18 protein-coding genes and 1 riboswitch are annotated in these 17,300 nt (G+C 70.1%); of the genes, 7 read left to right on the forward strand and 11 right to left on the reverse strand.

The features are described from left to right. Positions 1-200: 200 nt before the first annotated feature. Positions 201-1,100, forward strand: coding sequence for a 23S rRNA (adenine(2030)-N(6))-methyltransferase RlmJ (locus tag IM787_RS02530; RefSeq protein WP_193675050.1), 900 nt, complete (start codon positions 201-203; stop codon positions 1,098-1,100). Positions 1,101-1,107: 7 nt separating this feature from the next. On the opposite strand, the gene IM787_RS02535 is transcribed toward IM787_RS02530, so the two are convergent. Continuing rightward, complete coding sequence (locus tag IM787_RS02535) at positions 1,108-1,668, reverse strand: CAP domain-containing protein (RefSeq protein WP_193675051.1); 561 nt, start codon at positions 1,666-1,668, stop codon at positions 1,108-1,110. Positions 1,669-1,739: 71 nt separating this feature from the next. On the opposite strand from IM787_RS02535, the gene IM787_RS02540 reads away from it, so the two are divergent. Then, positions 1,740-2,600: a fructosamine kinase family protein gene (locus IM787_RS02540; protein ID WP_193675052.1), complete on the forward strand. Its 861-nt coding sequence runs from the start codon at positions 1,740-1,742 to the stop codon at positions 2,598-2,600. Positions 2,601-2,650: 50 nt separating this feature from the next. Then, the gene (locus IM787_RS02545) at positions 2,651-3,244 is read left to right on the forward strand and encodes an ATP-dependent Clp protease proteolytic subunit (RefSeq protein WP_193675053.1); all 594 of its coding nucleotides are present in this window, start codon (positions 2,651-2,653) and stop codon (positions 3,242-3,244) included. Positions 3,245-3,295: 51 nt separating this feature from the next. On the opposite strand, the gene metF is transcribed toward IM787_RS02545, so the two are convergent. From metF to ahcY, 3 genes are all read right to left on the reverse strand, one after another. Further along, complete coding sequence (gene metF, locus IM787_RS02550) at positions 3,296-4,129, reverse strand: methylenetetrahydrofolate reductase [NAD(P)H] (RefSeq protein WP_227494041.1); 834 nt, start codon at positions 4,127-4,129, stop codon at positions 3,296-3,298. Then, the gene (locus IM787_RS02555; RefSeq protein ID WP_193675055.1) at positions 4,126-4,869 is read right to left on the reverse strand and encodes a TlyA family RNA methyltransferase; all 744 of its coding nucleotides are present in this window, start codon (positions 4,867-4,869) and stop codon (positions 4,126-4,128) included. Before IM787_RS02555 ends, metF begins: the two co-directional genes overlap by 4 nt. Before the next feature lie 109 nt (positions 4,870-4,978). Further along, on the reverse strand, positions 4,979-6,415 hold the full coding sequence (gene ahcY / locus IM787_RS02560) for an adenosylhomocysteinase (RefSeq protein WP_193675056.1): 1,437 nt from the start codon (positions 6,413-6,415) through the stop codon (positions 4,979-4,981). A gap of 61 nt (positions 6,416-6,476) precedes the next feature. Further along, positions 6,477-6,546: riboswitch (S-adenosyl-L-homocysteine riboswitch) on the reverse strand. A 75-nt stretch (positions 6,547-6,621) separates the two neighbouring features. Here ahcY and IM787_RS02565 point away from each other — a divergent pair. Then, entirely contained in the window at positions 6,622-7,695 is a 1,074-nt protein-coding gene (locus IM787_RS02565) for an ATP-dependent DNA ligase (protein WP_193675057.1), read from the forward strand. Here IM787_RS02565 and IM787_RS02570 read toward each other — a convergent pair. Both IM787_RS02570 and IM787_RS02575 read right to left on the reverse strand, forming a co-directional pair. After that, entirely contained in the window at positions 7,692-8,255 is a 564-nt protein-coding gene (locus IM787_RS02570; protein WP_193675058.1) for a DNA-3-methyladenine glycosylase I, read from the reverse strand. The two genes, IM787_RS02565 and IM787_RS02570, sit on opposite strands and share 4 nt — an antisense overlap. Before the next feature lie 35 nt (positions 8,256-8,290). Continuing rightward, a complete protein-coding gene (locus IM787_RS02575) occupies positions 8,291-9,373 on the reverse strand; it encodes a DNA polymerase domain-containing protein (RefSeq protein ID WP_227494042.1) in 1,083 nt (360 codons plus the stop codon). Positions 9,374-9,601: 228 nt separating this feature from the next. On the opposite strand from IM787_RS02575, the gene IM787_RS02580 reads away from it, so the two are divergent. The 3 genes from IM787_RS02580 (at position 9,602) to IM787_RS02590 (ending at position 13,354) form a co-directional block, all read left to right on the forward strand. Further along, positions 9,602-11,242, forward strand: a complete 1,641-nt coding sequence (locus IM787_RS02580; RefSeq protein ID WP_435531136.1) for a peptide chain release factor 3 — start codon at positions 9,602-9,604, stop codon at positions 11,240-11,242. Between the two features lie 64 nt (positions 11,243-11,306). Beyond that, entirely contained in the window at positions 11,307-12,548 is a 1,242-nt protein-coding gene (locus IM787_RS02585; RefSeq protein ID WP_193675060.1) for a S41 family peptidase, read from the forward strand. A 14-nt stretch (positions 12,549-12,562) separates the two neighbouring features. After that, positions 12,563-13,354 carry an HAD-IIB family hydrolase gene (locus IM787_RS02590; RefSeq protein WP_193675061.1) on the forward strand — a complete coding sequence of 264 codons (792 nt, stop codon included), beginning with the start codon at positions 12,563-12,565 and terminating at the stop codon, positions 13,352-13,354. A gap of 3 nt (positions 13,355-13,357) precedes the next feature. Here the strand turns inward: IM787_RS02590 and IM787_RS02595 are convergent, their stop codons facing one another. The 5 genes from IM787_RS02595 to IM787_RS02615 form a co-directional block, all read right to left on the reverse strand. Next, positions 13,358-14,173, reverse strand: a complete 816-nt coding sequence (locus IM787_RS02595) for a gamma-glutamyl-gamma-aminobutyrate hydrolase family protein (RefSeq protein WP_193675062.1) — start codon at positions 14,171-14,173, stop codon at positions 13,358-13,360. Next, positions 14,170-14,946 (reverse strand): gamma-glutamyl-gamma-aminobutyrate hydrolase family protein, encoded by a 777-nt coding sequence (locus tag IM787_RS02600; protein WP_193675063.1) that lies wholly within the window; start codon positions 14,944-14,946, stop codon positions 14,170-14,172. Before IM787_RS02600 ends, IM787_RS02595 begins: the two co-directional genes overlap by 4 nt. 86 nt (positions 14,947-15,032) lie before the next feature. After that, positions 15,033-16,001, reverse strand: a complete 969-nt coding sequence (locus IM787_RS02605) for a Bug family tripartite tricarboxylate transporter substrate binding protein (RefSeq protein WP_193675064.1) — start codon at positions 15,999-16,001, stop codon at positions 15,033-15,035. Between the two features lie 99 nt (positions 16,002-16,100). Beyond that, complete coding sequence (locus tag IM787_RS02610; protein ID WP_193675065.1) at positions 16,101-16,616, reverse strand: hypothetical protein; 516 nt, start codon at positions 16,614-16,616, stop codon at positions 16,101-16,103. A gap of 134 nt (positions 16,617-16,750) precedes the next feature. Further along, the gene (locus tag IM787_RS02615) at positions 16,751-17,290 is read right to left on the reverse strand and encodes a hypothetical protein (protein WP_193675066.1); all 540 of its coding nucleotides are present in this window, start codon (positions 17,288-17,290) and stop codon (positions 16,751-16,753) included. Positions 17,291-17,300: the final 10 nt, after the last annotated feature.

The raw sequence follows: 17,300 nt of genomic DNA on the forward strand, positions 1-17,300 counted from the left end.
GACTCTCGAGTTGCGGTTTGGCGGGCTCTTTTCCACGGTCGGTGTCCCTCTGGCGGGGATCTCTTAGGTGGTTGGCAAGGCGGCTGCCCTGTTTCCGTCGCGGAGCCACTGGAGCGCTGCGGAACCCGGCATTATAGCCAGGGTGCGCCCGCCGTGCTCCGAACCCGCGGCGGGGCCGCCCCCGGGGGTACCATCGAAGCATGTTCAGCTACCGCCACGGCTTCCATGCCGGCAACCACGCCGACGTCCTCAAGCACATGGTGCTGATCGCCGTCCTGAAGCACCTGACGGCCAAGCCGACGGCCCTGACCGTGGTGGACACGCATGCGGGCGCCGGCCTGTACCGGCTGGACGACGACTTCGCCGGCACCTCGGGCGAATCCCTGGACGGCATCGTGAAGCTGCTGGCCAGCCCGCTGGCCGCCGACCCGCCCGGGCTGGTGGGCGAGTACCTCGACATGGTCAGGCGCTTCAACCCCTCCGGCAAGACGAGGATCTACCCCGGTTCGCCCTTCGTCACGCAGGCGCTGCTGCGCAAGGAAGCCCGCGACAAGCTCTGGCTCTTCGAGCTGCACCCCACCGACAGCAAGGCCCTGGCGACGCACGTCGAGCAGCTGGAGGCGGGCCGCCAGGTCGGCATGAAGCGCGAGGACGGCTTCGAGGGCCTGCGGGCGCTGCTGCCGCCGCCGTCGCGCCGCGGGCTGGTGCTGATCGATCCCAGCTACGAGATCAAGAACGACTACGCGCGGGTGGCGGCGTGCATCCAGGAAAGCCTGAAGAAGTTCGCCACCGGCACCTACATGGTCTGGTACCCGGTGATCCCGCGGCCGGAGGCGCACGAGCTGCCGCGCCGCCTGAAGACTCTGTCCAACCAGGCGGGACGGCCCTGGCTGCATGCGGTGCTGAACATCGGGCAGTCGCCGGAGCGGGTGGCCGTGCCCGGGGAAACCGCGCCGCGCCCGGGCCTCACCGCCAGCGGCGTCTTCCTGGTGAACCCGCCGCACACCCTGAAGGCGGAACTGCAGCAGGTGCTACCGGCGCTGCTGGAGGTGCTCGGACGCGGGCGCGGCCAGATGCAGGTCGTCGAAACCGGCGGCTGAAGCCGCTTCACCTGCGGGCCAGCACCATCGTCCAGTAGGTGCCCCATTCGGTGCCGGGCTGCGCGACGCAGGCCACGCCCATGTCGACGTAGCGCGGGTCCATCAGGTTCTCGCAGTGCTCCGGGCTCGCGACCCAGCCCTGCACCACCTCCGCGACGCTGGTGTCGCCCGCCGCCAGGTTCTCGCCGACGCTCTTCCACGGATAGCGGCTGTTCGACACGCGCTGGCTGATGTCCACGCCCTCGGGCGTCCGGTGCGCGAAGTAGTTGCGCTTGGCCATGTCCAGGGAATGGCCCGAGGCGGCGGAGAACAGCGCCGGGTCCCAGCGCAGCGCCGGCGCCGGCGCCATGCGGCGCGTGCCGCATCGCTGGCCGCGGGCCCGCACCTCGTTGACCCGCCGCAGGACCTCCTCCGGCAGCGCGCGGATGCCGCAACTGGCCATCGCCGGACCCGCGCCCATGGCGCGCGTGTCGGGCGCGGCCGGCGCGGCGACGGGTTGCGGCGCCGGCCGCTCGCCGCACGCAGACAGCGTCATGACGAGGCAGAGGATGGCCAGCCGGCGATGCATGGCGCCAGCTTAGCGAGCCCCTTCGTAGCCGGGTGTTTCCGCGCGCCGGCGAAGCGCGCAGAATTGCACGGATGAGGGACATCGTCGAAGACGAGCTGGAAGCCGCGCTGGGCGGCGAATGGCGCGTGCGTCCCTTGCGCAACAGCGGTTTCTGCGACACCTGGGACGCGCGCGGCGAAGGCCACCGCCTCTTCGTCAAGAGCGGCACCGGCGCCGCCATCCCGATGCTGCGCGCCGAGGCGGAAGGACTGCGCGCCCTGCGCGGCACCGGCACCATCCGCGTGCCCAAGGTGCGGGCGTGGACGGAGCGCCCGGGCAGCTGCGTCCTCGCGATGCAATGGCTGGAGCTGGTGCCGCCCGACGCCGGCTTCGGCGCCCGGCTGGGCGAAGCCCTGGCGGCCCTGCACGGCGCGCCGCACGAAGGCTTCTTCGGCTGGCCGCAGGACAACCACATCGGCGCCACGCCCCAACGCAACGCGCCCACCGACGGCGCCACGGGACGCGACTGGTGCGAGTTCTTCGCCAGCGAACGGCTGGGCGCGATGCTGGAACGCCTGGAGGATGCCGTGCTGGCCGGCGCCGTGGAGCGCGTGATCGCGAGGCTGCCCGGCCTCCTCGAAGGACATGCGCCGTCCCCGGCGCTGATCCACGGCGACCTCTGGCACGGCAACTGGGGCATGCTGCCGGACGGCGCGCCGGTGCTGTACGACCCAGCCATCTCCTATTCGGACCCGGAGGCGGAACTGGCCATGATGGACCTGTTCGGCGCCGTGCCGGAAGGCTTCCACGAGGCTTACCGGTCCGCGGGCGGCGTGCGTCCCGATCCCGTCCGCAAGCGGCTGTACCAGCTGTACCACCTGCTGAACCACGTCGTGCTGTTCGGCGGCGCCTACCGCGACCAGGCCCTGTCCGCGGCAGGGTCGCTGGCCTGAGCGCCCGCCCGCCGCCGGACTGGGGCATCATCCGCGTTCAAGGAGTGAGCATGGAGCATCCCGATCCCGAAACCCCGGCCGCGACGGCCGAACCCCGCAACGCCTTCCTGGAAGAGAAGGCCTTCAAGTCCCGCACGGTGCTGCTGTTCGGCGCCATCTCCGACCAGTCCGCGAGCGACATCGCCCGCCGCCTGATCGCGCTGGACGCCGATTCGGCCATGCCGATCGACATGCTGGTGAGCTCGCCCGGCGGCCACCTGGAGTCCGGCGACGCCATCCACGACATCATCCGCTTCATCAGCGCGCCGGTGAACATGATCGGCACCGGCTGGGTGGGCAGCGCCGCGACGCACCTCTACCTGAGCGTGCCGAGGGAGCGCCGCTTCTGCACGCCCAACACGCGTTTCCTGATCCACCAGCCGTCCGGCGGCGCCGGCGGCCCTGCCAGCGACATCGCGATCCACGCGCAGGAGATCATCAAGGCGCGCGAGCGCATCGCCCGCACGATCGCGCGCGAGACCGGACGGCCGCTGGACAGCGTGCTGGAGGACATCGAGCGCGACCGCTGGCTGTCGGCCGAGGAAGCGATCGAGTACGGCCTGGTCGGCCGGATCATTTCCAACAAGGCCGAACTCAAGAAGTAGGTCTTGCTCCCTCTCCCCTTGGGAGAGGGCTGGGGTGAGGGCGCGCTGCGCTCAGCAATCCCTACCAAGGGCCTTGCAGAGCGCCAGCGTGGCCTGCGCCTGGTTCATCGTGTAGAAGTGCAGCCCCGGCGCGCCCCCGCGCGCCAGGCGTTCGCACAGCTGCGCCACGACTTCCTGCCCGAAGGCCTTGATCGACGCGGTGTCGTCGCCGAAGCTCTGCAGCCGCATGCGGATCCAGCGCGGGATCTCCGCGCCCGACGCATCCGAAAAGCGCAGCAGCTGGCTCGAATTGGTGATCGGCATGATCCCCGGGACCACCGGCACGTCCAGGCCCAGCTTGCGCACTTCGTCGACGAAGCGGAAGTACGCGTCCGCGTTGTAGAAGTACTGGGTGATCGCCGAGTCGGCGCCCGCGCGCACCTTGGTCACGAAAGCCTGCAGGTCGCTGTACGGCGACTTCGCCTGCGGGTGCGTCTCCGGATAACAGGCGACCTCGATGCGGAACGCCTTGCCGCTCTCGGCCCGGATGAACTCCACCAGCTCGCTGGCGTACTGGAACTCGCCGCCGCTGCCGTAGCCGCTGGGCAGGTCGCCGCGCAGCGCCACCAGCCGCGTCACCCCCATGGCCTTCAGCTGCGCCAGCTGGTCGCGTACCTTCGCGCGCGTCGCGCCGATGCACGAGAAGTGGCTGGCCGCCTCCATGCCTTCGGCGAGGATCTCGCTGACGGTCGTGAAGGTCCCGCTGTGGGTGGAGCCGCCCGCGCCGTAGGTGACGGAACAGAACTCGGGCTTCAGTGCATAGAGCTGCTTGCGCGCGGCGCGCAGCTTGTCGGCGCCTTCGGGCGTCTTGGGGGGGAAGAATTCGAGGCTGAGGGGAAGCATCAATGGCTCCTCGTCTGGGCATGGAGGAAGAACTCGCGGTTGCCGTCGCCGCCCGCGATGGGGCTGTCGTGCCAGCCGGTCACGGCCAGCCCGAGCGAGGCGCAGGCATCGCGCAGCCGCCGTTCGACCAGCGGATAAAGCGACGCGTCCCGCACCACGCCGCCCTTGCCGACCTGCGCCGGCTGCAGCTCGAACTGCGGCTTGGCCAGCATCAGCAGGTGGCCGCCGGCCTTGAGCAGCGGCGCCAGCGCCGGCAGCACCAGCGTGAGCGAGATGAACGACAGGTCGCCGGTCACGAAGTCGAAGCCGCGACCGACCTGCTGCGCATCCAGTTCGCGGGCATTCAGCTTCTCGATCGCGGTGACGCGCGGGTCCTGGCGCAGGCGCGGATGCAGCTGGCCACGGCCCACGTCCACGCCGGTCACGCGCGCCGCGCCGTGCTGCAGCAGGCAGTCGGTGAAGCCGCCTGTGGACTGGCCGACATCGAGGCACGTCCAGCCGGTGACGTCGAGCCCGGACGCCTTCAGCGCACCTTCGAGCTTCAGGCCGCCGCGCGAGACGTAGCGCGTCTCGGCGGTGTCCAGCAGTTCGACCGGCGCGGCCGGCGGCAGCTCGTCGCCGTTCTTGGCGACGCGCTTCCAGGCGGCGCCGTCGAACCACTGCACGCCGGACGCGATCAGGCGCTGCGCCTGCGAGCGCGTCGCGGCGAGTCCGCGTTCGACGAGGAGCTGGTCGGCACGCATGGAGGGCTTCTGCTCCCTCCCCCGCCGGGGAGGGCTGGGGTGGGGGCATCCCGGATCGGTCGAAGCGCCCCCATCCCGGCCCTCCCCCAAAGGGGGAGGGAGGCATGCATCAATACCGGTACGTATCCGGCTTGTACGGGCCGTTCTTGTCGACGCCGATGTAAGCCGCCTGTTCGTCCGTCAGCACCGTCAGCTGCGCACCCAGCTTGGACAGCTGCAGGCGCGCCACCTTCTCGTCCAGGTGCTTGGGCAGCACGTAGACCTTGCCGGCCTCGTAGGCGTCGGGCTTGGTGAACAGCTCGATCTGCGCGATCGTCTGGTTGGCGAAGGAGGACGACATCACGTAGCTCGGGTGGCCCGTGCCGCAGCCGAGGTTCACCAGGCGGCCCTTGGCCAGCAGGATGATGCGCTTGCCGTCCGGGAAGATCACGTGGTCCACCTGCGGCTTGATCTCTTCCCACTTGCACTGCTTCTCGAGCGCCGCGACGTCGATCTCGTTGTCGAAGTGGCCGATGTTGCAGACGATCGCCTGGTCCTTCATCTTCGCCATGTGCTCGAAGCGGATCACGTCCTTGTTGCCGGTCGTGGTCACGAAGATGTCGCACTTGTCGGCGGCATACTCCATCGTCACGACGCGGTAGCCCTCCATGGCCGCCTGCAGGGCGTTGATGGGATCGATCTCGGTGACCCACACCTGGGCCGACAGCGCACGCAGCGCCTGCGCCGAGCCCTTGCCCACGTCGCCGTAGCCGGCGACCACCGCGACCTTGCCGGCGATCATCACGTCGGTGGCGCGCTTGATGCCGTCGACCAGCGACTCTCGGCAGCCGTAGAGGTTGTCGAACTTGCTCTTGGTGACCGAGTCGTTGACGTTGATCGCGCGGAACTTCAGCAGGCCCTTCTTCGACATGTCCTGCAGGCGGTGCACGCCGGTCGTGGTCTCTTCCGTCACGCCGATGATCTCCTTCGCCTTGCGCGAATACCAGGTCGGGTCTTCCTTCAGCTTGGCGCGGATGGCCGCGTGCAGGATGCGCTCTTCCTCGCTGGAATGCGTGTCGATCAGCGACAGGTCCTTCTCGCAGCGCTGGCCCAGGTGCATCAGCAGCGTGGCGTCGCCGCCGTCGTCCAGGATCATGTTGGGGCCTTCGCCCGCGGTGCCCTTGGCGCCGAAGTCGAAGATGCGGTGCGTGTAGTCCCAGTACTCCTCCAGCGATTCGCCCTTCTTGGCGAACACCGGCGTGCCGCTGGCGGCGATGGCGGCCGCGGCATGGTCCTGCGTGGAGAAGATGTTGCACGAGGCCCAGCGGACCTGCGCACCCAGCGCCTGCAGCGTCTCGATGAGCACGGCGGTCTGGATGGTCATGTGCAGGCTGCCCGTGATGCGGGCGCCCTTCAGCGGCTGGGTCTTCGCGAATTCCTCGCGGATCGCCATCAGGCCGGGCATCTCGGTCTCGGCGATGCGGATTTCCTTGCGGCCCCAGTCGGCCAGGGAAATGTCGGTGATGGCGCTGTCGGCGGGGGCGACGGGCTTGAGGGCGGCGTTCATGGTGGCTCCGGAAGCTGAAGTGGGGGAACCCACGCTTCCGGGAGGGCTCACCGCACGGAAGAGTGGGTGAGCGTCGTTGCAGGTTCGCCGAGCCTCGCGTCCATGGGGACGCTGCAACGCTCCTCGGTTGGCGCGATTTTAACGGAAACCCGCCGGGAGGCCGTCCGTGCCCCACACTCGGGCCGCTTCCCGGTACAAAGGCACACATGGCTTCCTCCGCGCTTCCCGCACCCCCCATCGAGCCCATGCTCGCCAAGATCGCCGAGGCGCTGCCCACGGAAGAAGGCTTCCTGTTCGAGCCCAAGTGGGACGGCTTCCGTGCCCTGGTCTTCCGCGGCGCCGAGCAGACCTACCTGCAAAGCCGCGACCTGCGGCCGCTGAACCGTTACTTCCCCGAGCTGGAGAAGGCGCTGCACGAACTGCTGCCCAGGGGCTGCGTGCTCGATGGCGAGATCGTGGTGGCCGGGCCCGGCGGGCTCGACTTCGACGCGCTGCAGCAGCGCATCCATCCGGCCGCATCGCGCATCGCCAGGCTCGCGAAGGAGACCCCCGCGGGCTTTGTCGCCTTCGACCTGCTCGCGGCCGGTGGCAAGTCGACGATGGAGCTGCCGCAGTCGGAGCGCCGGGAGCGGCTCGAGCGCCTGCTCGGCAAGGCGAAGGCGCCCCTGCACCTGACGCCGGTGACGCGCGACCGCGCGCAGGCCGAGGAGTGGCTGCAGAAGTTCGAGGGCGCCGGCCTCGACGGCGTGATCGCCAAGCTGGAATCCGCGCCCTACCAGCCCGGCAAGCGGGCCATGCTCAAGATCAAGCACGTGCGCAGCGCCGACTGCGTCGTGGCCGGCTTCCGCTGGTACAAGGACCGCGACGATGCGGTCGGGTCGCTGCTGCTGGGCCTGTACGACGACGCCGGCGTGCTGCACCACGTCGGCGTGACGTCGTCGTTCACGATGGCGGTGCGCGAGCAGCTGGCCCAGGAGCTCGCGCCGCTGCGCAGCGGCGTCGAGGACCACCCGTGGCGCGACTGGGCCGGCGCGCAGGTCGGCGACGCGCAGCGCATGCCGGGCGCGCAGAGCCGCTGGAGCGGCGGCAAGGACCTGAGCTGGGTGCCGCTGCGGCCGGAACGCGTGGTGGAGGTGAAGTACGACCACATGCAGGCCAACCGCTTCCGCCATGCCGCCGTGTTCCTGCGCTGGCGGCCGGACAAGCCGCCGCAGGACTGCCGCTACGACCAGCTGGAGGTGACGACACCCTTCGAGCTGGCGAAGGTGTTCGGGGCCTAGGCCTTGCGCCGGAAGCAGCCGCTGGCGTGGTCGTCCACGATGCCGACGGCCTGCATCCACGCATAGACGATCACCGGGCCGACGAACTTGAAGCCGCGGCGCTTCAGTTCCTTCGAGATCTCCTGCGACAGCGGGGTCTCCGCGGGCAACGTCCGGCCGTCGCCCTTCAGCACCTTGCCTTTCGTGAACGACCAGCAGAAGTCGGCGAAGTCCTCCCCCTGCGCCTGCATGTCGTTGTAGATCCGGGCGGCGGCGATCGTCGCCTCGATCTTGGCGCGCGAGCGGATGATGCCGGGGTCGGCCAGCAGCCTCTCTACCTTCCCGGGCGTGAAGCGCGCGACCTTCGCCGGGTCGAAGTCCGCGAAGGCCTTCCGGAAGGCTTCGCGCTTGTGCAGGATGGTCCGCCAGGACAGGCCGGCCTGGAAACCCTCCAGCACCAGCATCTCCCACAGCATGCGCGGGTCGCGCTGCGGCACGCCCCATTCCTTGTCGTGGTACTTCGCCATCAGGGCGTCGTCGCCGTTGGCCCAGGAGCAGCGGTGCGGGGAGGTGTTCGCCATCCCGCCATGGTAGAGCCAGCGCGCCGGCGACTGCGCTATTGCGGCTTGTCCGACTTGGGCCGCAGCCGCGCCGGCACGTGCTCCAGGTTGATGCGCACCCGGTACCAGAGCGACGAAGTCCCGCGCATGCGGTCCACCAGCACGTCGGCGGGCTCCAGGTGCGCGGCCGCCTTCGGGTGCTTCGCCTTCCATGCCTCCGCCGCGGCAACGGCCTCGGCCTCGCGGTCCGCGCGCGCCACCTCGATCACGGGCTTTCGGGTGCGCGCGGTGGAAGGCGGCGCGCGGCGCGGCTCGCCCGCGGCCTTGCGGTAGTGCGGCGGCCAGGGCGCATCGCCCTGCCCTTCGGCCTCGTGCTTCCGCGAGAGTTCCAGCAGCGGCTCCAGCGAGCAGCGCCACTGGTCGATGTCGGCGTGCGGGTCACCGATCGTGCGGAAGCGTCCCGGCATCGTCTTCACGGTGAAGTCGGCCGGATCGCAGGCATCGAGTTCCGCCCAGCTCACCGGCGCGGAGACGCGCGCGTCGGGCTTCGGCCGCACCGAGTAGGCGGACGTGACGGTCCGGTCCTTCGCGTTCTGGTTGTAGTCGACGAAGACCCCCTGCCGCTCCTCCTTCCACCAGGCGCTGGTGGCGAGCCCCGGGGCCCGCCGCTCGACCTCGCGGGCCAGCGCCAGGGCCGCGCGCCGCACCTCGTCGAAGCTCCACTTCGGCTCGATGCGCACCAGCACGTGGATGCCGCGCGAGCCGGAGGTCTTCGGCCAGCCTTTCAACCCGAGGTCGGTGAGCACCTCGTGCACCACCTGCGCGACCTGCCGGATCTGCGGCCATTCGACCCCCGGCACCGGGTCGAGGTCGACCCGCAGCTCGTCCGGGTGCTCCAGGTCCCCGGCGCGCACCGGGTGCGGGTGCAACTCCAGGCAGGCGAGGTTGGCCATCCACGCCAGGTCGGACGCGTGGCGCGGCACCACTTCGCAGGCCGTCCGGCCCGAGGGGAAACGGATCTCCGTCACGTCCAGCCAGTCGGGCCGCTTCCCGGGCGCCCGCTTCTGGAAGAAGAACTCCTCGTGGATGCCGTTCGGGTAGCGCACCAGTACGCAGGGGCGGCCGCCGGCGCCGCGCAAGGCGCCCTCCGCCACGGCCAGGTAATAGTCACGAGGTCGAGCTTCGCCAGCCCCGCCTCGGGGATCAGAAGCTTGGACGGGCTGGTGATGACGACCTCGCGGCCGTCGATCTCCAGTGCCACCTGGTCCTTTGCCTTGGCCATGCGGGACAAGCTACACCGCCACGGCACAATACGGGGTCAGACACAACCGCCATCCATGCGCGGCTGTTCCAGCTGGAGCTCCCCCTTGTCCGCCTCCCCCTTTGGCGCCGAAGTCCGGCGCCGCCGCACCTTCGCCATCATTTCGCACCCCGACGCGGGCAAGACCACGCTGACGGAAAAGCTGCTGCTGTTCTCCGGCGCCATCCAGATCGCGGGCGCTGTGAAGGGCCGCAAGGCTTCGCGCCACGCGACGTCGGACTGGATGGAGATCGAGAAGCAGCGCGGGATCTCCGTGGCGTCGTCCGTGATGCAGATGCTGTACCGCGACCACGTGGTCAACCTGCTCGACACGCCCGGCCACAAGGACTTCTCCGAAGACACCTACCGCGTGCTGACCGCGGTCGACGCCGCCCTGATGGTGATCGACGCGGCCAACGGCGTGGAGGCGCAGACGCGCAGGCTGATCGAGGTCTGCCGCCAGCGCGACACGCCCATCATCACCTTCGTCAACAAGATGGACCGCGAAGTGCGCGAGCCCCTGGACATCCTCGACGAGGTGGAGCGGGAGCTCGGCATGCCCTGCGTGCCCATGACCTGGCCGGTCGGCAAGGGCAAGAGCTTCGGCGGCATCATGAACCTGCGCACGCAGGCCATGACCGTGTTCGAGTCGGGCAGCGAAAAGCGCCCGCAGGACCTCGACACGATCCCGCTGACGGACAAGGACGAACTGCGGCGCCGCTTCGCCGGCGAGTACGACGCGGCCGCCGAAAGCATGGAGCTGGCCGCCGGCGCCTCGCCCGAATGGGACCACGCGGCCTTCCTCGCCGCCAAGCAGACACCGGTGTTCTTCGGTTCGGCCGTGAACAACTTCGGCGTCATGGAGGTGCTGGACGCGCTGGTCGACCTGGCGCCGCCGCCGCAGGCGCGCAAGAGCACGGCCGTCGTCAACCGGCAGCCGGTGGAACGCATCGTGGAGCCGGACGACACCGCCTTCTCCGGCGTCGTGTTCAAGGTGCAGGCCAACATGGACCCTTCCCACCGCGACCGCATCGCCTTCGTGCGCATGGCCTCGGGCAAGTACACGCCGGGCATGAAGCTGAAGGTGCAGCGCACGGGCAAGGAGCTGCGCCCCACTTCCGTGGTCACCTTCCTGTCGCAGCGCCGCGAGGCCGTCGATGAGGCCTACGCCGGCGACATCATCGGCTTCACCACGCACGGCGGCGTGCAGCTGGGCGACACCATCACCGACGGCTCGGTGAACCTGCAGTACACGGGCCTGCCCTTCTTCGCGCCCGAACTGTTCATGGTGGTGGTGCTGAAGAACCCGCTGCGCACCAAGCAGCTCCAGCAAGGCCTCGCCCAGCTCGGCGAGGAGGGCGCGATCCAGGTGTTCCGCCCGCACGTCGGCGGGCCGATGCTGCTGGGCGCGGTGGGCCAGCTGCAGTTCGAGGTCGTGCAGCACCGCCTGAACGCGGAGTACGACTGCGACGTGCGGCTGGAAGGCTGCCCGTACACGGGTGCCCGCTGGATCACGGCCGACACGCCGGCGGAGCTGCGGTCCTTCACCGACGCCTACCCGCAACGCCTGGCGCTGGACGCCGCCGATGCCCTGGCCTTCCTCTGCACCTCGCCGTACGACGTGCGGCTGGCGCAGGAACGCTTCCCCAAGATCCACTTCCACCTGCTGCGCGAGCACGCGGGCCTGGCTTTACAGAAGGCCGCCTGAGGCCCGGACCCCACGGACCGGATGCCCGTGGCAATAATCCCGGCACTCCTTCCCGGATGACGTCATGCAACTGAAACCGCTGTCCCGTTCCCTGGCCGCGCTGGCCGCTTCCCTGCTCCTGCTGGCCAGCTGCGGGGGCGGCGGAGGCGACGGCGACGGCGCCGCTGCCGGCCTGATGCCGGGCGTGCCGCCCGGCGGCTCCGCGGCCTACGCCGGCGTGGCCGGCGATGCCCAGAGCTGCTCGCTCGATCGCCAGAAGAATTTCGTGCGCGCCTACCTCGACGAGGTCTACCTCTGGTACGACGAGATCCCGAGCGTCGATCCGGCGGCCTACAGCAACATCCCGGACTACTTCAACGCGCTGCTGGTGCGGACGCCGGACGCCTCCGGCCAGCCGAGGGACCGGTTCAGCGCCGTCCTGCCGTTGCCCCAGGCGCAGGACCTGCGCAAGTCGCTGGGCCTCGAGCAGGCCTCCGCCGGCACGCTGCTGAAGGCCCACACGAACTTCGTTCCCCTCACGCAGGTGGTCAACAGCGGCACGGGGCGCAAGGTCGGCTACATCCTCTTCAACGACCACGACGTCGGCGCGCAGGACGACCTGATCGCCGCGTTCCGCAACCTGCAGGGACAGGGCGTGCAGGACCTGGTGCTGGACCTGCGCAACAACTCGGGCGGCTACCTGTACATCGCCCTCGCGGCGGCGTCGATGATCACCGGCCCGCAGAACAACGGCCAGGTGTTCGAGCAGCTGCGCTACAACGCCAAGCGCACCCAGCTGACGGCGCAGAGCACGCTGCGCTTCGCCGGCACCGTGCAGTACGGCGAATCGCAGAACCCCGCCGGCACGCCGCTGCCGCAGCTGGCGCTGCCGCGCGTGTTCGTGCTGACGACCGGCGCCACCTGCTCGGCGAGCGAGTCGATCATCAACAGCCTGCGCGGCGTCAACGTGCAGGTCGTGCGCGTCGGCACCACCACCTGCGGCAAGCCGTATGGCTTCCAGCAGAAGAACAACTGCGGCTACGCTTACTTCCCGATCGAGTTCCAGGGCACCAACGCGCAGGGCTTCGGCGACTACACGGGCGGCTTCCAGCCGACCTGCAACGTGGCGGCGAGCGGCACGCCGGGAGACCCCGCCTCGGACACGCTGCTGCAGGGGGCCCTGACCTACATCGACACCGGCGCCTGCCCGGCCGGCACCGCCACCGGCGTGCAGAGCGCGGGCACGCCGGTGCTCGGTGCCAGCGAAGTGCCGCGCCGCCCGGGCTGGGCCGGCCGCCTGCTGCTGCCGCAGCAGCAGCCGCGTTGACGGCGCCGGCGCCCATGCAGCCGCTGCGGGCCTGGCCCGCGGCCGCGCGCGCCCGCATCGCCGGCGTCCTGACGGACATCGACGACACGCTGACGACCGAGGGCGCGGTCACGCCCGACGTGCTGGAGGCGCTCGCCGCGCTGGCCCGCGCCGGCCTGCACGTGATCCCCATCACGGGCCGGCCGGTCGGCTGGAGCGAACCCTTCGCGCGGGCCTGGCCGGTGGACGCGATCGTGGCCGAGAACGGTTCGGTGGCCCTCACGCACAGCGGGCCCGACGCGCCGCTGCGCAAGCTGTACGTGCAGGACGAAGCCGAACGCCGCGAGAACTTCGCGCGCATGCAGCAGGTCGCGCAGCGCATCGCGCGCGAAGTGCCGGGTGCCACGCTGTCGCAGGACAGCGCAGGGCGCGAGACCGACATCGCCATCGACCACAGCGAGTTCACGCACCTGCCGCAGGAGCGGATCGACGAAGTGGTGGCCCTGATGCGCTCCGAAGGCATGAACGCCACTGTCAGTTCGATCCACGTGAACGGCTGGTACGGCGGGCACAACAAGCTGGCCGGGGCGCGCTGGGTGGTGCGCGAACTGCTCGGACGGGACCTCGACGAGGAGCTGGACCGCTGGGTCTACGTGGGCGACTCGACCAACGACGTGCTGATGTTCGAGCATTTCCCGCACAGCGTCGGCGTGGCGAACATCCGCCGCTTCGAGGCGCAGCTGGCGTTCAAGCCGCGGTACGTCACGGAAGGCGAGCGCGGCGCCGGCTTCGCCGAATTGGCCCGGGCGATCCTCTCCGCGCGATAGCGCTCAGGCCACGATGGGCTGCAGCGGCAGCTGCTGCACGCCCGTCCGCTCCGCCATGCGCTTCCAGCACGCCCGCACGTACGCGTTCATGATCCGCCCGTAGGCGGGATGCCAGCGCCAGCCCCACTCCGGATGGAACTGGAAGCCCCAGGCGAAGACGCCCTCGTCGTGCCAGCGGAACGCCTCCACCAGCCCGTCGTCGGAATGCGCCTCGGCCACGAGGTCCTGGCCCAGCACCTTCACGCCCTGCGAATGCAGCGAGCTCACGGGGAAGCGGCCCATCCGCGTGATGCGTTCCAGCGCGCCGCCCGGCGTGCAGGTCACGAAGTGGCGCTCCACATAGGCCTCGTCCAGCGTCTCGTCGGGCTCCTCGTGGTGCTGGAGCATGCCTGGCACCTCGCGCAGCCACTGGTGCAGGCTGCCGCCCATGGCCACGTTGAGGTCGTGCGAGCCGCGGCAGAATCCGAGGACGGGCACGCCGCGCGCCACCGCCATGCGGATCAACGGCTGCGCCAGTGCGTCGCGCTCCTCGTCGAACTGGAATTCCCCGCGCGCCGGCGCCTCGCCGAAGTGCCGCGGATGCACGTTGGTGTCCGACCCGCCGAGCAGGATGCCGTCCACCGTGGCCAGCAGCCCCTCGAGCCGCTCCGGCGGGACGCGCGGGTAGCAGACCGGCTGCAGGCCCATGTTCAAGACCGTGCGCTGGCCGCCCTGGTCCAGCACCGTGTACTGCTGCGTGTGTCCCGCGGGGTTCTGCAGCTCCCGATGGCTCGCCACCACCCACACCAGCGGCGCGCGGGCCGCGGACGCGTCGCTCATTCCTCGTCCCTGCGCTGGCGGTGCTCGCGGCAGGACTGGGCAAAGGCCTCCAGCGTGCGCTGGTAGAACGGATGGCGCTCGTGCTGCCATTCGGGATGCCACTGCACGCCGTAGGCGAACGCCGGCGCGCCCATCACCCGCACCCCCTCGACCAGGCCATCGGGTGCATGCGCTTCGGCCACCAGGCCCTCGCCCAGCCGCCGGATCCCCTGGCCGTGCAGCGAATTCACCATCGCCCGGGTGCCACCGGCCCACTGCGCGAAGGCGCTTCCCTGCTCCAGCAGCACTTCGTGGCGTTCGGCGAACTGCACCGCGAGGTCCTCGTCGTGCGGCTCGCGGTGGTCCATCATTCCGGACTCCTCGTGCACCGTCTGGTACAGGGTGCCGCCGAGGGCAACGTTGATCTCCTGCAGACCGCGGCAGACGCCGAACAGCGGCACGGCACCGGCCAGGCTCTCGCGCACGAGCCGCATCGTCAGCTTGTCGCGGCGCGGGTCCAGCAGGTCGGTGGGCAGCGCGGTCGCGCCGAAATGCGTCGCTTCCACGTTGGAGGGCGAGCCGGTCAGCAGCACGCCGTCCACCAGCGGCAGCAGGCAGGGGATGTCTTCGGCTTCCGCCATGGGGAACAGCACGGGCTGCAGGCCCAGCTGGGTGACGGCCAGCGCATAGCGGTCGGCCAGCACCGTGTAGCCGCCGGGATCGTCCAGGTCGAGGTTGCGATGGCAGGCGGGCAGCCAGACCAGCGGCTTGTGGGGTGCTTTCTTGGCGGGCATGCGAGGGACCTCGCAGCCATGGTGCCAAGCCAGCGGCGGCGCCGAGCGCCGCCGTGGCTCTTCCGGCCGTCAGACGGCGACTACGATCAGTTGGGCTTGGCCAGCCCCAGCTTCTCCACCAGTGCCTTCTCGCGGTTGAAGGTCTCCTGCGCGAAGCGGCGGTACTGCGCCGAGTCCATGTAGTCGGGCAGCATGTCGTAGCGGGCCAGGGCCTGCACGTAGCTGGGATCCTCCATCGCCTTCTTGAAGGCGTCGTGCAGCTTCTTCGCGACGTCGGGCGGGGTGTCCCGCGGCGCGCCGATGCCGAAGGGCGAGTTCTGGACGATGTCGATGCCCAGTTCCTTGAGCGTCGGCGCGTCGGGGAACTTCTCCAGCCGCTTGGCGCCCCAGGTGTTCAGCACGCGCACCTTGCCGGACTGCACCAGCGGCGCAAAGCCGGTCGAATCGGCGGCCGCCATGATGTGGCCGCCGACGATCGCCTGCGACAGTTCGGCGCTGCCCTTGTAGGGGATGTGGTTCAGCTGGATGCCCAGGCGCTGCGCGATCAGCTCGGTGGTCAGGTGCGGGCTGGTGAGCGTGCCGGTCGAGCCGTAGGTCAGCTTGCCGGGATTGGCCTTCGCGTACGCGACGAAGTCGTTCCAGTTCTTGATGGGGCTGTCCGCCGGCACGATGATGCCGAAGGCGTAACCCGTGACGTTGATGACGTAGTTGATGTCCTTGACCGGGTCCCACGTCATCTTGGTGGTGTACGGCAGCCGGAACACGCCCAGCGGGATCTGCGCCAGCGTGTAGCCGTCGGCCGGCGAGGTCTGCAGCAGCTGCGCGGGCAGCGTGCCGCCGGCGCCGGGGCGGTTCTCCACCACCACCGTCTGGCCGAGGATCTTGCCCGCGTTGTCCGCGAGCTGGCGCATGGTGATGTCGGTGGGGCCGCCGGCGGGGAAGGCGATCACCAGCCGGATCGGCTTGTTCGGGAAATTGCTGGACTGGGCATGCACACCCAGACCGGTGGCGGCCAGCGAGGCTGCGGCGATCTGGATGAGTTGGCGACGGCGCATCGTGACTCCTGAATGCAAGGGAACGAAACCCTGCATTGGAGCGCAACCCGCGCCGCCGCGCATCGGGGCGGACCCGCTGCCGGTAACCCGCGTGACAGGTCAGCAGCCGCCCGGGCGGTTGCCCAGCATCGGGATGGAACCGGTGAAGGTGATCGAGCGGCCTGAGCCCTGGGTGGAGACCAGCACCGCGCCCGCGTAGTTCACGCGGTCGTTCGCCCGGTCCACCGTGGCGCCCGTCGTGCCCTCGAGGACGAACTCGACGCCGTTGATGCTGATGAAGGTCGTGCGCACCTGGGGGCTGTCCGGGAGGTAGCGGACGTCGCCGATCATCGTGCGGCCCGCGCCGGCCTGCACCAGTCCCTCGAACTTGAAGCGGCAGGTCTCGGGGTCGGAGCCGATCGGGTTGACCTTGGTCACGTTGTTCAGGCGCAGGTCGGACGTGGAGTACACGCCGTTCAGCGTGGCATCGCCCGCCGCGGAGACGGCGACGCTCGCCGCCTTGCCGGAAGACGAAGGACGGTCCTCGTCGACGATGATGCCCTCGTCGTCGCCGCCGCCGCAGGCGGACAGCAGGGCGAGGGACGCGGACAGCGCGAGGACTGGGAAGGTGCGCATGGCTTGGATCTCCGGGTGTAGAAGGGCACCAAAGGTAGAGGCGCCCGGACGCGGGACGTGTCGGCGAGCCGCCACCGCATCGATGCCCGTCGTCCTACATGCGAAAGGCGCACCGTGCGGGTGCGCAGCCTGGCTCAGCAACCCACCGGCTTGTCGGCGGCCCGCAGCGGGATGGTGCCCGTCAGCGTGAGGGTCCCCATCGTGCCCTCGACGCCGGTGAGGACCGCGCCGTCGAACGTCACCAGGTGGCCCGCGCGGTCGACGCTCGCGCCCGCCGTGCCCGCGAGCCGGAAGTCGAAGCCGTTGATGACGACCTGCACGCGGTGCAGCTGGGCGGTGCCGGGCAGGTACCGGATCTCGCCTTCGAGAACGCGCTGGTCGCCTGCCTGCGGCAGCCCCGCGAACCGGAAACGGCAGGTCTGCGGGTCCCCGCCGAACCGGAACACCGGCGACAGCCAGACGTTCGCGCTCGCGTAGGTGCCGTTGAAGGCGGGGTCCGTCGCGGCGCTGACGGTCACCGCCGCCGGCAGCCCACTGGAACGTGGGGGATGGAACGCGAACGGGTCGTCCTCGTCGAAATCCCCGACGCTCACGCCCACGCTGCCGCCGCCGCAGGCGGACAGCACGGCGGCCAATGCCAGGCAGAGGATGACAGGGCGTCCGCGCAGGTGCATGCCTGCAAGG

Source organism: Ramlibacter pallidus, from assembly GCF_015070875.1.
Classification (GTDB): Bacteria; Pseudomonadota; Gammaproteobacteria; order Burkholderiales; family Burkholderiaceae_C; genus Ramlibacter; species Ramlibacter pallidus.